Consider the following 14,556-nt stretch of genomic DNA (forward strand, 5'->3'; position numbering starts at 1 on the left):
CCGCACCGCTTCCGGCAAGCTCGGCCGGCAGAGCGCCGTGTGAATGGCGGGCAGGGAAGGGAGAGCTATGGCAAAAATCGCTGTGATCGGCGCGGGTTTGATCGGCCGCGCCTGGTCTATCGTCTTCACGCGGGGTGGCGATGAGGTTGTGCTCTGGGATCCGCACGGCGCGGCGGTGCCGGCCGCGCTCGATTTCGTCGCCGCGCGTCTGCCCGAGCTTGGCGAGATGGGATTGCTGCAGGGCCAGACGCCGCGGCAGATCCTCGCCCGGCTACACCAGGCGGAGACCCTGGCCGAGGCTCTGGACGGCGCGGTCTATGTGCAGGAATGCGGGCCGGAACAGCTGGGCGAGAAGCAGGAGCTTTTCGCCGAGATGGACAGCCTGGCCGACCCCGAGACCATCCTCGCCAGTTCGACGAGCACCATCCGCGCCAGCCTGTTCAGCGAGGGGCTGCCTGGGCGATCGCGCTGCCTCGTGGCCCATCCGGTCAATCCGCCCTATCTCATTCCGATCGTCGAGCTTGCCCCGGCACCCTGGACGGACCCTGAGGCGGTGGATCGCGCGCGCGGCCTGCTGCAGGAGGCCGGCATGGTCACCGCCACACTCAAGAAGGAGATCGACGGCTTCATCCTCAATCGCCTGCAGGCGGCGCTGCTCTCGGAGGCGCTGTTCCTCGTCGAGCAGGGCTATGCCGATCCAGCCGATATCGATGCCACTGTGGCGGAGGGGCTCGGCCTGCGCTGGTCCTTCATGGGGCCGTTCGAGACGATCGACCTCAACGCCCCTGGCGGCCTCGCCGATTACTGCGCGCGCTACGGCCTGCGCTTCCGGGACATGCTCCGCGCGAGCCAGGAACCTGCCTGGGAGGGTGAGCCGATCGCGCGGCTGCATGCCGCAACCCGGCAGCGGCTGCCGATGGATCGGCATGCGGAACGCCAGGCTTGGCGGGATCAGCGGCTGATGGCGCTGGCGGCCCATAAGGCGGCGCAGGAATAGCCGCGCCACCGCGCAATTCCCTTGCCAAGGGCCGTTCGCTTCTCGAAGCTGGGCCGCTCAGCGGAAGCCCGCTCGCGCTCGTGCTCGCGCTCGGGGGTTCCAGTCAAAAGGAGAGGGGGCGTGGCGGTGGGCGAATACCGGCGGCCAGCAACCGTGATGGTGACGGGCGCGGGCGGGAATTTGGGTGGCAAGGCGGTGGAAGCCCTGGCCGCGGCGCCTTGGTGCCGCCATATCGTCGGCCTCGTGCATGGCGAGGAGGCACCGGTCTTTTCCGAAACGGCGCGGCCCAAGGTGTCGCTCGTGCAGGCGGATCTCAGCCGGCGGGAAAATGGCTGGGAAGAGGCCATGGCCGAGTGCGATGCCGTGCTGCATGCGGCGGCCTTCCGCGCCGTGCCGGAAGCGAGCTGGCAGGATGCCGCCATCGCTTTCGATATGGTCGAGACGGTGGGGCTTGCCGCGCTACGTCTCGGCCTCCGCCGCCTTGTCTTCTTCTCCTCCAATCACGTCATGGGCGGCTATAAGGACGTGCCGCTGGCCGAGCAGCTGCGCCCCGGCAGCCTGACGACGAACCTTCCGCCCGCACCGGGCACCCGCTGGTGGACCGGTACGCGCGATCTCGATTCCACCGCCTATGCCGCGGGCAAGCTTCTGGGCGAGCGGGCGGTTGCCGCGCTCGCCAAGGAATCGGGCGGCGCGCTCACCACCGTTGCCATCCGTATCGGCTGGGCGCAGGCGGGAGAAAACCAGCCGGATACCATCAGCATTGCCGGATCGCCGGAGGGTGCCGCCAGGCCGCCGCGAACCGCGGCGGATGAGCGTGCCCTGGCCTGGTTCCGTAGCATGTGGCTTTCCAACCATGATTTCGCGCGCCTGGTGCGCGGCAGCCTGAGCGCCGATCCTGCGCACTGGCCGGGGCCGGCCATCTTGGTCAACGGCATGTCCCGCAATCGGGATATGGCCTGGAGCTTGGTGGAGGCCGAGACTTGGCTGGACTACGCGCCTGAGGACGATGCTTTCGCGATCCTGGCATCGGCACCGGCGGCTCAGGCTTCGTAGCCCAGAGGAAAACCCGGCCAGTTCGGCTTGCTGGCAGGCGCAGGCCTGTCGAGCCAGCTATTGAGGCCGAGTTGCCCACCATCGCTGGCACCGTCGAATTGCGCGGGCCGCAGCGCTTCGACCGGCAGAAAGGGCACCAGCAGCACATCGAGCGGATCGCGCAGCAGGCGCCGAACGACCTGCTGGACGGCATGGAAGGTCTCGCCACCCGGCAGCAGGTCGCAATAGTGCAGCCAATCCCGGGCCCGCACCCAGATGCGGATGCGGCCGGTGATATCCTCCATGCGGTCTCCCAGCACCACATCCTCGCCAAGCTCGCTCGGCTCGGCCCATCCCAGCCGCCACTGGAACTCGGGCGCGATGGTGAATTCCCGTGCAACGAATTCCTCCACCGCCCACTCGCCTTCCGGAAACTGGCCGGTGAGGACGGCGCGCAGATCGCTTGCCGAGCGCGTCCAGCCGACGAGGTGGCGCACATCGTGCAGCAGGCTGCCCTTGTCGATCCGATCTTCGATATCGTTATGGCCGAGCCCGGCGAGGCAGCGGATGGCGAAGGAGAACTGATCGGAAAGATCGGCCCGGCGTTCCAGATCCACCTGGGCGGTACGCCAGATCCGGTAGAGGAGCGAAATCAAGCGATGGTTGTAGATGTCGAGGAAGTCTCGCATCGTCCCGGTATCATCGCGCTGGATGATCATCTCCGTGACATCGCTCGGCAGTGGCGAGACCGAACCATAGAGGCTGAGCAGGGTCGCCTCCATCTCGACCTTGCGCCAGGGCGAGCCCTCGCCCTCGCCCTCGCTCACGTCCTCGTCAAGCCGGATGGAGCTGATCTCGGAGGAGGGGAAGCCGAGGCCGTATTGGCCGCGGAAGCGAACCGGCTCTTCCGCCACCGGGCCGAGGCTGCCGATCAATCCGCTGCGGCCTGATTCGACTTCGGCGACGCGCACCGCCTGGTAGAAGGAGAACAGCCAGGGGGCGCGGAGCAGCGCCTCCATCATAGCGGCGCGACCGTTCCCATGCGCATCGGCCAATCGAAAATCGTGTTGGATCGGCTGCAGTGCAGCGAGAAACGATGGCAGGTATTGAGATTGGCGAAGAGGCCGAGGAAGCGGTCCATGACCTCACCGAAGAGATAGGCGCGGCCGAGGCCCTCCATATCATCCTCGTTCACGGTCAGGGTGATGTGCCGCCCGCGCACCGGATGGCCGCGGATCACCATGTCGCAGGCTTCGGTGGAGACGGATTGCAGCCCCTGGGTCATCAACTCCTGGCGGCGGCCGGCTTGGCGATCGATAAAGGCGCGGAAGTTGAGATGCTCCAGCAGGTTCCGCAACCCCTCGACATGCGCGATGGGGTAATAGTTGCGCGCCATGATCGAGACGATGGACCAGAGCCCCATGGCATTGAGCGGCGGCACGACATAGGCGGTAACCGGACTGACATTGCGCGGCTTGGCCGAAAGCGGGGCGTTCTGGCCCGGATCGGCAATCTCGCCGAGGCCTAGCAGTTCCGGCAGGCTGCCGTTGCAGCAGGTGAGGCGGGCGAGCGCGAGATCGGCCTTGCCGGTGGCCGTCACCCCCTCGACCTCGCCGAAGGCGATATAGTGCTCGTACTGCCGGCGGGTCACGCTCGGCTTCAGCCGTAGGTAATAGCTCGGGTTGCCGCTGCGCGGGCGGCGATGGAAGGCCTCGAACCGATCATAGGTAATGCGCTCGGCATGGCCCCGGGTCCACCCGACGACGCGCAGGATCTCATAGATATCAACGTGGCGCGGATCGGTGGTGGAGAGGCGGTATTCCGTCAACTGGCGCGAGATGGTGATCGGTTCGGCATCGGCTTCGAAGAGATTGATCGCCGAGACGCAGTTAAGCCGGATCTGGCCGGCATTGAGGCGGGTGAGGGTCTTGAAGGGCTGGTCGAACTCCACCGCGATCGTAAACTCGTCTCCCGCGTAGGTGGTGGCCGGCGGCATGCCCTCCAGGTCGAGGAAGGAGAATTTCTCCGGCACCGAGAGAAATTCCTGCAGGATGCGCAGCGCATCGAAGGTGGTTTCGGTCGTCTGCAGCAGGGCATCGTTGCGGGCGAAGCCGGCGGCGAGGAAGCGGGCCCGCGGCAGTGCGATGCTGCTGCCGTCGCGGCGGATGATGCGCACGGCGCGGACGCTGTTGCGCAGCAGCAAACGCAGCTCTGCCCCGGCGATGGTATCGTTGTGAAAATTGAGGAAGAGGCGCAGCGGCCCGAAATCGACCTCCTCCGGCGTCACCTCGCCGATCGGCGCGATCTTGATGCGCAGCAGGCCAAGGCCAGCGACTTCCTCGATCTCCGCCATGGTGACGGCATAGGGATGCACCCTGAGATCGGTCGTTGTGCGGAAGGAGCACCGCACCCCCTCGACCACCTTGCTGAGGATCTGCACCCCGCGCGGGATCGTCTCCGTGCCGGTGATCGAGCCTTTGACGGGATCGAACTGGATCGTCGTGGTGCAGGGGATCGGCTGTAGCGCCTGCGGCCAGAGGACTGCAAGCAGCGCATGCACGAATTCAGGCAGCCCATCATCGATCTGTTCGCGCAGCCGTCCGGTCAGGAAGGCGAAGGATTCGATCAGCCGCTCGACATCGGGATCCTTGCTCTCGGTCGAGAGAAAGGGCGCCAGATCAGGATTGCGCCGGGCGAATTCCGCTCCGAGTTCGCGCAAATAGGCGATCTCGTCCTGGTAATAGCGATTGAAATTCATGCCTCAGGGTTTCGCATAGAAGCGCCCATCATCGGCGAAGACTGTCTCGAAACGGATGACGTCTCCCTCGCGGTCGGTGAGTTTGGCGGTGATGACGAAGTTCAGCGTCACCACGCCTTGGGAGAGAATCGCATCCGGGTCGCTTACGTAGCGCACATGGCAGAACTGGATGCGCGGCTCGAACATATGGATCTGCTCGGTCAGGATATTCGTGAGCCAAGGCACGGCATCCGGGAAATGCTGGATAATCTGGTTGAAATCCGGGATGCCGTAGTCGGGGCGGGAGAGCGAACTGCCCTGGTTGGTGTTGAAGATCCGGTTGAGGTTGCGCAAGACACTTGCCAGCACGGCGGACGCGCTCGTCTCTCTGCTTGGGGCGTAGCCGCGCTTGCCAAGCAGGAGACGTTCGAAGAGGCTGTCCGTCTGAACGGGCAAGGAAGCGCCGCCCTCTCAGCCGATCATTCCTTGTCGAGCTTGCCGACGAGGCTGAGCGTGAAATCCGCCCCCATATATTTGAAGTGCGGCTGGATGGACATCTTGACGCGATACCAGCCGGCCTCGCCCTCGACATCCTCGACCGTGATCTGCGCCCGGCGCAGCGGCCGCCGCGAGCGGACATCGGCGGAAGGGTTTTCCTGGTCCGAGATATATTGCCGCAGCCAGTTGTTCAGCTCGGTCTCGAGCTCCCCGCGGCTCTTCCAGGAGCCGATATTCTCGCGCTGCAACACTTTGATGTAATGCGCGAGGCGGCTGACGATGAAGAGATAGGGCAGTTCGGTGCCGAGGCGGTAGTTGAGTTCCGCCTGCTTGCCTTCCGGCGTATTGCCGAAGAACTTCGGCTTCTGCACCGAGTTGGCAGAGAAGAAGGCTGCGTTATCGCTATCCTTGCGCATGGTCAGCGCGATGAAGCCCTGCTCGGCCAGTTCGTATTCCCGCCGGTCGGAGACGAGCACCTCGGTCGGGATCTTGGCCTGGGTCTGGCCGAGAGATTCGAAGAGATGCAGCGGCAGATCTTCCACCGTCCCGCCCGATTGCGGCCCGATGATGTTGGGGCACCAGCGGAAATTCGCGAAGCTCGCAGACAGGCGGGAGGCCATCGCGAAGGCGGTGTTGCCCCAGCAGTAGTTCGAGGAATCCTGAGACGCCTCTTCGTTGAACTGGAAGCTCTGCACCGGATTGTTGGTCACGCTATAGGGCAGGCGGAGCAGGAAGCGCGGCAGGGTGAGGCCGACATAGCGGGAATCCTCGGACTCGCGGAAGGAATTCCACTTGGCGTATTTCGGCCCCTCGAAGATCGCTTTGAGATCCTTGAGATTGGGCAGCTGATCGAAGCGGTCCACCCCGAAGAATTCGGGCGAGGCGGCGCTGATGAAGGGGGCATGCGCCATGGTGGCGACGCTCGCCGCATAGCGCAGCAGCTTCACGTCGTTGGCGTTTGGGCCGAAATCGTAGTTCGCGATGATCGCGCCGATGGGCTGGCCGCCGAACTGGCCATATTCATCCGTATAGACGGATTTATAGAGGCCGGAGCGGACCACCTCGGGGCTGTCCTCGAAATCCTCGAGCAGCTCTTCCTTGCTGACATTGAGCATCTCGAGCTTGATGTTCTGGCGGAAATCCGTGCGGTCCACCAGAAACTTCACGCCGCGCCAGGCGGATTCGAGCTTCTGGAAGGACTCCTCGTGGAGGATGGCATTGATCTGGGCCGAAAGCTTGCGGTCGATCTCCGCCACCATCTGATCGACGACGGTGCTGTTGACCTTCTCACCGGCTGCCTCGGGCTTGAGCAGCGCACCGATGAAGGCGCCGATCCCCTGCTTCGCCGCCTCGTAGCCTTCGTCGTTGGGCTGAATCCGGGTCTGCTGAAGGATTGAATCGAGAAGCGATTCGGATTCCTGCGTCGTCGTTGCGGATTCAGCAGGTGATGTTGCGGACTGTGACAAGGGATGTCCTTTCGCGCCGATCAGGAGGCTTTGATATCAGGCTTACTCGCTGGGCTTGCCGGCCTGGAGCTCGTCGAGCAGCTTCTTGCGGGTCTCTTCGTCGTCGAGCATGGCCTGCACGGCCTTGCGGAAGGTCGGCATATTGCCGAGCGGCCCCTTAAGAGAAAGCAGCGCGCTGCGCAGTTCGACGAGCTTCTTGAGCTCCGGCACCTGGGCCGCGATGGAGTCGGGCGAGAAGTCCTTGAGGGTCGAGATATTGAGCGAGACGTTCAGCTTCGCGTCCGGGTCGTTCTCGGCGCCATCGGTCAGGCGATCGGGCACGCTCATCTCGAGCTTGAGGTTCTGGCTCCGCATCACGTCGCTGAAGTTGTCCTTGTCGATATTGACGCGCTGGCGCTCGCCAACCGGGGTCTCATCCTTCTCGGTCTTGAAATCACCGACGATGAGCATCTTCAGCGGCAGTTCGACATCTTCCTTGGCATCGCCGGTGGCGGGCTTGTAACGAATATTGATCCGCTCTTTCGGGGCGATCGACGAATCCTGAGCCATGGGGCAGGTTCCTTACGAGGTGGGAAGCGTACTCTTCAAGGCATCTCGGGCGCGGCCGATAGCGAGCGCGCTGAGTTCTATAGACCATTCGGAGAGCAAGGTCTGCCTCTCCGCAAGAGGAAAAGCGTAAGCGGCTTCCTGGAGCATCAGGCAAAGGATGGCCTGTTCCAGGATATCCGCGGCAAAATCCGGGTTCCATTCAGCAAGGCGATGATCGCGCACGAGGGCGGTCAGCCGCCGGGCGAGCGCCAGGCCGAAAACCGCATCCTTGCTACGCACGGCAAGCCTCAGCGCTTCGAAAAGCCAGCGGGCACGTGCTTCCCCCTGGCTGCCCTCGGCACCTTTGGCAAGAACCTGATACGCCTCGTCTGGTTTCGAAAGGCTAAGCAATTCCTGCGCGCGCGCTGCCGCCTGCTTCCAGGGCAGATCGAGCCCACCACTGCCGCCGCCACCGCCGCCCTCGCCACCGCTCGCCGCTTGCGCATCGAGCCAGGCACGGGCGGCATCGCTCATGAACGGCGTGCCGTCTGCATAGGACAGCTTGTCCAAGCCTTGCAGCGGGGCCAGCGCCAGGGCCACGGAACGGCCGTGGCTCGCGGCGGTCTCCGCCATATCCGGGCCGAGTGCCGCGAGCGCCTGTGAGATGAGATACTGGCCCTCAAGCCAGAAGAGGCCTTCGCCAGAGCAATATTGCGTGGCCACCGTAATGAAGGCGCGAGGGTCAGAGCGGCGGCTCAGCAGGTCGTTGACCTGCTCCTCGCGCGGTCGGGGCAGTTCCGTCTGCCCACCCCGGTTGGGCGGCAGCGCGGTGACAAAGAGCCAAGTCGCTTCGGCGAGCAGAACCCAGCCGCGGTGATCGCGCAAATCCGCGGCCAACAGCGAGAGGGCGAAGCTGCGCAGCCAATCCCGCCCGGCGAAGACCGCGCGTTCGAGATCGGGCGAGGCGGCGGGGGTAGCGGGCAGCGCGATGGCTGGTGCCGCCGGCGGCGGGGCGGCAGCGGGCGGGGCGACGGAGGTTGCCGCTTGGGCCGCTTGTGCGCCGGTCGCGTTTTGCGCTGCAGCAGAAGCGGTGCCGGCATCGGCCGCGGCCGTCGCGGCCGTCGCGGCCGTGCCGGCCGCTGTGGTGGCCGCCGCGCTGGCCGCCGCCGCGGCGCTTTCCGCTGCGGCCGCTTCGGCTGCGGCTTTTGCGGCGAGAGCCGCGGCTTCCGCCTCCGCCCGTTCGGCCAGGCTGCGGAGCGGCCGGGTCAGTTCCCCAAGGCTTGGCGCCGCCGGGCCGAGCTTCTCCTCCAGCACTGCGTCGATCGCAGACAGCGCATCCCGCGCGCGGATGGCATCGGGCGTTGCCGGCAGATCAGCAAGCTCGCTCGCGAGCGTCGGGCCGAGGCGGCCGACGAGCCATTCGAAGATCGAAACGCGGCCACGAATGCGCCGTGCCGGAGGCTCCGCCGTCTCCCAGTAAAGGGTGACGATATCGCTCAGGATAACGAGGCCGGTCGTGAGGCCGGGCAGGGCGCTGCGGCGCCAGAGGGCGAAGGCGAGATAGGCTGCGACCAGAAGATCCTTCGACTGCGTCTCGAGGATCTTCGTCGAACGCTCGATGATGATGGTCCAATCCACCGCCATCGGGCCAGAGCGTTCCAGAATATGGATCTGCGCTTCGAGTTCCTCGAACCCAGGCTGGTCGCGCACGGAAACGCCCGCAGGCGCATCGCCCGGGATCGGCGTCTGGCCAAGCAGGAGGCGCGGATCAGCTGAAGCATCAAGCGGCATGGGTGGCGGACTTTAATCTCGGCGCCCGGCGCCTGGAAGAGGTTTCTTCAAGGTCGCCACCCACTTGCTCCCCCTCCGGTTGCGGGGAAGCGGACAGCAAAAAGGCCGCGCCGAAGCGCGGCCCACTTGTTCGCGAAGGCTTAGCTGACCGGCTTGCGCCAGTTGTCGCCGGCCGAGGTGCCGCCGGAGGTGTGGTTCCACTCCACTTCGGCATAGGTGAAGGTGATCTCGTGCTCATGGCCAAGCGGCTTGTTGTCTTCCATGAGGACGTGGCTGAAGCCGAACTCGGAGCCGATGATCACGCAGTCGGTATACTTGATGTTGCCGTAGTTCTCCTGCTGGCCGGCCGCATTGGTGCGATACAGCAACACCTCGATCGTGCAGCTCTCGCCGGTCGCGGTCGCCTGGCAGACCAGCGGCCAGGCCTTGGAAATCGGGGCGACGACCTTCACCGGCATGTGCTGGCGCTGGCCGGCGGGCTGCTGGCTCAGCGGATCGGTCGGCACCGTCAGGCCGGACTCATAGCGCAGAACCTGCACGGTGTCCGGATTGACCGACTGGTAGAAGCCACCCACGCTGGTCGCGGTATTCGCTTCCTTCGTGATGTTGCCTTGGGTCTTACCATTGATCGACATATAGGCCATTGTGGGCATTTCTATTCTCCTGTCACAAGTATTGTTGGCGCCTTGCTTCTAGCTCTGTCGTTCTCTGCGCCTGAGAAACAACTAGCCCAAATCTCCCAAAAGAAAAACGAAGGGGGGATTACAAAATAGGCAATGTTCCGGGTGCGCATGGAATGCGTGTCACCCATCCGTAGCCCTGTCTGGACAAATTGAAAATGATTATTTTGTGGCACCGAGGTGCTGCGGTGCGGCTGCCGCGACAGGCGCTCCCGTGGCGTCGTAAGGCGCCGCCACGGTCTTGCCGCGGGGGCTTCGCAAGGCTCCGATCATCCTCTATTGAGAAGCAAGTGGTTGAAGGAGCAGGCTTCGCGCCCCGGGGCTCTCCATGCGGCCGGGATGCGCAAGGTGGGGGCGGACATGAGGGAGTGCGGCTTTGTCTGAGACAGGCGCCTTCGTTGTCCTGCGAGCGGGCGGGCAAGGCGGCCAGGCCGTTCGGTTTGGCCCCTCCGGCGGGCTTATCGGTCGTGGCGCGCATTGTGCGCTCGTTTTAGACGATCCTGAACGAATTACATCGAAGGAACATGCCCGCCTCTCTTTCGAACAGGGCGTATTCTATATCACGGTTCTCGGGCGTAACGGGCTACAATTGGGTGGGCAGACCTTGCCGCCCGATCCGGCGGCGCGGCAGTCGCTCAAGCTCAAGGATCATCTGCGCATCGGGCGCCAGGATATCGTTGTGGAGGAAATATCGGCCGTGCTTCCCGCTTCAGGAGCGCCCAATCCGCCCGCCGCCCAGGATCATCCCCCGGTCTCAGCGCCGCCGCTGCCACCGCTCAGCCCGCCCGCCCGCCCGGGTGCTTCTGTTGATCAGGCATCCTCAACCCCATGGACGGCCGGCCGGGATGCGCTTTCCGATGAGTGGGAGGCGCGTCTCGGGGGCTTGCTGACGCCGGGCGGCGGAGCCCCCGGGGGGGCTTTGCCCGCAGCCCCGCCGGCATCCTCGGCCACTCCGCTGCCGCAGCAGGGGGGCGTGTCAGCCGGGGCCAGGCCCTATGATCCGGCACCGCCGCCGCCCGGCCCGCAATCGGCAGACTTGCCGCCCCCGATCGTCGTCTTGGGTGATCGCGATCCGAATCAGACGCGGCCGCTCTCCGGGCGCTCTGCGGAGTTTGATCCGGTAACGGATCTCGGCGAGGACGGGCCGCTGATGGCGCTGCTCAGCGGCCGTCCGTACCAACCGCCGCAGACCGATTTTCAGGCGCCGACGGACCCGCTCGTTGCCTCGGCGCCCCCATCCGCCCCGCCGATGGCACCGATGCCGGCCGCGCCGAGCGAAGCGACGGCAGAGCCGCAATTTTCGCGAGCGCAATCTTCGCCGCCGCCGCCGTCGCCGCCTGACATTGCGCCCGGCGATTGGCCTTGGGCCGCCGCCGCCGCGCCAGCCTCCGAGCCGAGCCGGCCCGCCGGGGCTGGGGGTGCGATCGCGTCGGCCGCCTACCAGGCACCTTACCAGCCGGCCTCGCCCAGCCTCGGCGAACGTACGGCGGCTCTGCCGGCCTGGGTGGAGCCTGCCTCCCCTTCCGAGGCCGGCATCCCGCCCGATGCCGCCTTCCTGCGCGGCATCGGCATCGGCCTGCCGCAGCGCGATGCCGCCATGCCGGCAGCGACCGCCTATGATCTCGGCCGGGCGCTCTCCGCGCTCTGCGACTATCTCGTCGAAGTCAGCCACGAGGGTGCGCAAGGGCCCAGCAGCGTCTTCGGCGAACTCCCGACCGGCGGCCTCGCGCTTAGCGAACTCGTCGCTGCGGCCGATTATCGCCCCGGTGCGATCGAGCATGCCGTTCGGCAGGTGATCCGGCGGCTACGCCAGCAGCGTGGCGTGGCGCGGGGCAGCACGCGCGCGGTGGTGGTGGACCCCCGGGTGATGGACCCCGCCAGGCTGATGCTGCGCTGGAAGCTTGATCCTCGCCATCGGGCGACACCGGCGCGCGCCTGGGCGCTCTACGAAGCCAATTTCGATGCCCTTCTGGATGAAGCGCAGGACGCGGCACGGCCCGATCAGCCGGCGGGCGGAGGAAGCCGATGAAGGCTTACGGCCGCCGCACTGCGCTGCTTGTCTCCCTCACCGCGCTCAGTGGCTGCTTTGGCCCGTCGCCCACGACGCTCAACCTCACGGTCGATGCCGACCCTCAGCTTAACCCGAGCAATTCCAATGCCCCGTCGCCGATGGTGTTGAAATTCTTCGAACTGACCGATCCGGATGCCTTTGAAGCGGCAACCTTCAACCAGCTGTTCTATTCGGCAAACGACACGCTCAAGAGTGATCTGCTCAACACCTTCTCCCTCCAGCTGGTGCCGGGGCAGAAGAAGGCGACCATCCGGCGGAACCTGACGAGCCAGACCGCCTATCTCGGCATTGTCGCGGGCTATCGCCAGATCAATAATGCAAGCTGGCGGCTGACACGGAAGATTAATATGCGCGGCTCCAACCGTATTCGCCTGGTGGCAGGGCGCCTCGCGCTAAGTTATGGCCATGGGTAGGGGGACGGAGCTTGCATTTGGGCGAGACGGTGAGAAAGCCTGCGCGGCCGGCGTGCGCCGCTTTGGCGTATGCATCGTGAAGCGGCCGCGATGAGCGATACCCTGACAGGCCGGCCGCTTTGGCGGCAGGGGATGTTCATGCGCCCGCAGCACTTCCAGCAACTGGGGCGCTACGTGGATAGCCAGATCCATGCCCGCGCCTCTGTCCTGCAACCGGCTGGCTGGGGATTGCAGACGCTCACGCTCGATACGAGTGCGCTCGCGCTCGGCAAATTCGTCATTCAAGCCTGCCGCGCGATCATGCCCGATGGCTTGGTGCTCACGCTGCCGCAGGGTGTGGCGGGCGCCAATGTGCTGACGGTGCCGAACGGTACGCGGGACAAGCTGGTCCTGATCGGCGTGCCGCTGAGCGTGGGCGACGGGATGGAGGTCGCTGCCGGAGATAGCCGTATCCGCTTCACCGAAGTCACGCTGGCGGCGCGGGACGTCACGCAGTCGAATTCGGAGCGGCAGGATCTCACCATCGCCGTGCCCAATGCCCAGCTCTTCCTCGAAGGCGATCAGCCGGCGAATTTCGTGACCATGCCGATCGCCCGCATCGCCGATTGCCATGAAGGCATCCGGCTCGACCGGGACTATATCCCTCCCGTACTCGACATGCATGCGAGCACCGCCCTGATCGGTTTTCTGAACGAGTTGGAGAGCCTGCTCAAATCCAAAAGCCGCGCCCTGTCGGGGGAGAGCGATCCGCTCCGCTCCCAGAACTATACGGCTGCCCTCATCGACTTCCTGATGTTGCAAACCTGCAACCGCTACCTGCCGCTGCTCGACCACTACGGCCGCTTCCCCGGCACGCATCCAGAGACCTTCTACCGTGATCTGTTGCAGATGGCGGGGGATTTCAGCGCCTTCCTCGCACCCGCCCGCCAGCCGCCCGATTTCGCGCCCTACGACCATCTTGGCCTGATGGCCTGCCTGCAGCCGCTGCTGCGCATGATCCGCTCGGCCCTCCTCAGCCTCGAAACCCAGGGCGCGATCGCGCTGCCCTTGCAGGCGAGCAAGTTCGGCATCTGGGTCTCCCCCATCACCGACCGCTCCCTGCTCGATGATGCCCGCTTCATCCTGTCGGTCGGCGCGGATGTGCATCCCGAAGTTCTGCGCAGCCGCGCACCCAGCCAGTTCAAGGTGGGGCCGATCGAGCAGATCCGGGAACTGACGCAGTTGCAGTTGCCCGGCATCAAGCTGCTGCCGCTGCCGGTCGTGCCGCGGGAATTGCCCTACCGGGCCGATGCCGTCTATCTCCAGCTGGAGAAATCCGGCCAGTCCTGGCCGCAACTGCGGAGTTCCGCCGCCTTCGCCCTGCATGTCAGCGGTGATTATCCCGGGCTTCGAATGGAGTTCTGGGCGATCAGGGATGGAGCCAAATGAGCAGGCCGCCGACCGCCCAGCCGCTCGATGACGACCCGACGATCATCTGGCGGCCCGATCCCGTCAGCAATGCGGCCCCCCAGGCGGAGCTTGGCGAGGATGTCGGTCGCGTGCTGCCTTCCGTTCTCGGCGATGCGCCGATCACCCAGGCGGCGATGCCGCTGCTCGCCTCCATCCTCGCCTTCCGCCGGCTGAACGCGACGCCAGACATCAGCGTGCTGCGCCACAACATGATCGCCGCGATCCGCGCCTTCGAGCAGCAGGCGGCGGAAAAGCAAGCCAAGACCGACGATATCGTCGCCGCGCGCTATCTTCTCTGCTGCGCGCTCGATGAAACGATCGCGACCGCGGCAGCGGTGGGCGAGAAGGATTGGAGCAAGATGAGTCTGCTCGTCTCCTTCCATAACGAGAGCTGGGGCGGGGACAAGGCCTTCATCCTCATCGACCGCCTGCGGCAAGACCCCGAGCGCTATGCCGACCTTCTGCAACTCGCGCTCTTCATTCTCTCGCTCGGCTTCGAGGGGCGCTACCACGTCATTAACAACGGTCGGCTGCAACTCGAAGAGCTGCGCTCCGATATCGCCCGCCAGATCGAGCGGCCGCGCAGCCTGCGCAACCAGGCCCGCCACCTCTCCGCCCGACCGGTGACGGCGCAGGCGCAAAGTGCCTTCTACGTGCCGCCCTGGGTCAGCTTCACCATCGCCGGCGTGCTCATCGTCATTTCAGTCGGGCTCTGGTCGGCGACCCTTGATCAGCGCGCTAATTCCTCCATCCTGCTGATGGAAGAGATCCAGCGCACCTTCCCCCTCAAGGCCGATCAGGGGCCGCAGCCCGACGCCGCCTCCGTGCCGGTGGTGCCCGGCGCGCCGCAAAGCCCCGATGTCGCGCCGTGATCGTGCAGCTTAGCCTCCG

At 65.4% G+C, this 14,556-nt stretch carries 13 protein-coding genes; 6 read left to right on the forward strand and 7 right to left on the reverse strand.

All coding sequences use genetic code 11. The features are described 5' to 3' along the window. Positions 1-67: 67 nt before the first annotated feature. Both ACYQ7X_RS11640 and ACYQ7X_RS11645 read left to right on the forward strand, forming a co-directional pair. Complete coding sequence (locus ACYQ7X_RS11640; protein ID WP_459697199.1) at positions 68-997, forward strand: 3-hydroxyacyl-CoA dehydrogenase; 930 nt, start codon at positions 68-70, stop codon at positions 995-997. Between the two features lie 120 nt (positions 998-1,117). Then, the gene (locus tag ACYQ7X_RS11645) at positions 1,118-2,053 is read left to right on the forward strand and encodes an NAD-dependent epimerase/dehydratase family protein (RefSeq protein ID WP_459697200.1); all 936 of its coding nucleotides are present in this window, start codon (positions 1,118-1,120) and stop codon (positions 2,051-2,053) included. Here ACYQ7X_RS11645 and tssG read toward each other — a convergent pair. The 7 genes from tssG to tssD all read right to left on the reverse strand — a co-directional run bounded on the left by tssG (position 2,041) and on the right by tssD (position 9,696). After that, positions 2,041-3,054 carry a type VI secretion system baseplate subunit TssG gene (gene tssG / locus ACYQ7X_RS11650; RefSeq protein ID WP_459697201.1) on the reverse strand — a complete coding sequence of 338 codons (1,014 nt, stop codon included), beginning with the start codon at positions 3,052-3,054 and terminating at the stop codon, positions 2,041-2,043. The two genes, ACYQ7X_RS11645 and tssG, sit on opposite strands and share 13 nt — an antisense overlap. Continuing rightward, on the reverse strand, positions 3,051-4,790 hold the full coding sequence (gene tssF, locus ACYQ7X_RS11655; RefSeq protein ID WP_459697202.1) for a type VI secretion system baseplate subunit TssF: 1,740 nt from the start codon (positions 4,788-4,790) through the stop codon (positions 3,051-3,053). The genes tssG and tssF overlap by 4 nt, the downstream gene beginning before the upstream one ends. A gap of 3 nt (positions 4,791-4,793) precedes the next feature. Then, positions 4,794-5,225 (reverse strand): type VI secretion system baseplate subunit TssE, encoded by a 432-nt coding sequence (tssE, locus tag ACYQ7X_RS11660; RefSeq protein ID WP_459697203.1) that lies wholly within the window; start codon positions 5,223-5,225, stop codon positions 4,794-4,796. Positions 5,226-5,248: 23 nt separating this feature from the next. After that, entirely contained in the window at positions 5,249-6,733 is a 1,485-nt protein-coding gene (gene tssC / locus ACYQ7X_RS11665; RefSeq protein WP_459697204.1) for a type VI secretion system contractile sheath large subunit, read from the reverse strand. 42 nt (positions 6,734-6,775) lie between these two features. Beyond that, entirely contained in the window at positions 6,776-7,282 is a 507-nt protein-coding gene (tssB, locus tag ACYQ7X_RS11670) for a type VI secretion system contractile sheath small subunit (protein WP_459697205.1), read from the reverse strand. 12 nt (positions 7,283-7,294) lie between these two features. After that, positions 7,295-9,052, reverse strand: a complete 1,758-nt coding sequence (locus tag ACYQ7X_RS11675) for a TssA family type VI secretion system protein (RefSeq protein WP_459697206.1) — start codon at positions 9,050-9,052, stop codon at positions 7,295-7,297. A gap of 140 nt (positions 9,053-9,192) precedes the next feature. Further along, positions 9,193-9,696: a type VI secretion system tube protein TssD gene (gene tssD, locus ACYQ7X_RS11680; RefSeq protein WP_459697207.1), complete on the reverse strand. Its 504-nt coding sequence runs from the start codon at positions 9,694-9,696 to the stop codon at positions 9,193-9,195. A 412-nt stretch (positions 9,697-10,108) separates the two neighbouring features. On the opposite strand from tssD, the gene ACYQ7X_RS11685 reads away from it, so the two are divergent. The 4 genes from ACYQ7X_RS11685 (at position 10,109) to icmH (ending at position 14,537) form a co-directional block, all read left to right on the forward strand. After that, entirely contained in the window at positions 10,109-11,761 is a 1,653-nt protein-coding gene (locus ACYQ7X_RS11685) for an FHA domain-containing protein (protein WP_459697208.1), read from the forward strand. Beyond that, positions 11,758-12,216 (forward strand): type VI secretion system lipoprotein TssJ, encoded by a 459-nt coding sequence (gene tssJ, locus ACYQ7X_RS11690; RefSeq protein WP_459697209.1) that lies wholly within the window; start codon positions 11,758-11,760, stop codon positions 12,214-12,216. The genes ACYQ7X_RS11685 and tssJ overlap by 4 nt, the downstream gene beginning before the upstream one ends. Positions 12,217-12,306: 90 nt before the next feature. Beyond that, the gene (gene tssK, locus ACYQ7X_RS11695; protein ID WP_459697210.1) at positions 12,307-13,644 is read left to right on the forward strand and encodes a type VI secretion system baseplate subunit TssK; all 1,338 of its coding nucleotides are present in this window, start codon (positions 12,307-12,309) and stop codon (positions 13,642-13,644) included. Next, on the forward strand, positions 13,641-14,537 hold the full coding sequence (gene icmH, locus ACYQ7X_RS11700; protein WP_459697211.1) for a type IVB secretion system protein IcmH/DotU: 897 nt from the start codon (positions 13,641-13,643) through the stop codon (positions 14,535-14,537). Before tssK ends, icmH begins: the two co-directional genes overlap by 4 nt. Positions 14,538-14,556: the final 19 nt, after the last annotated feature.

The sequence above is a fragment of the Acidisoma sp. C75 genome (assembly GCF_054665095.1).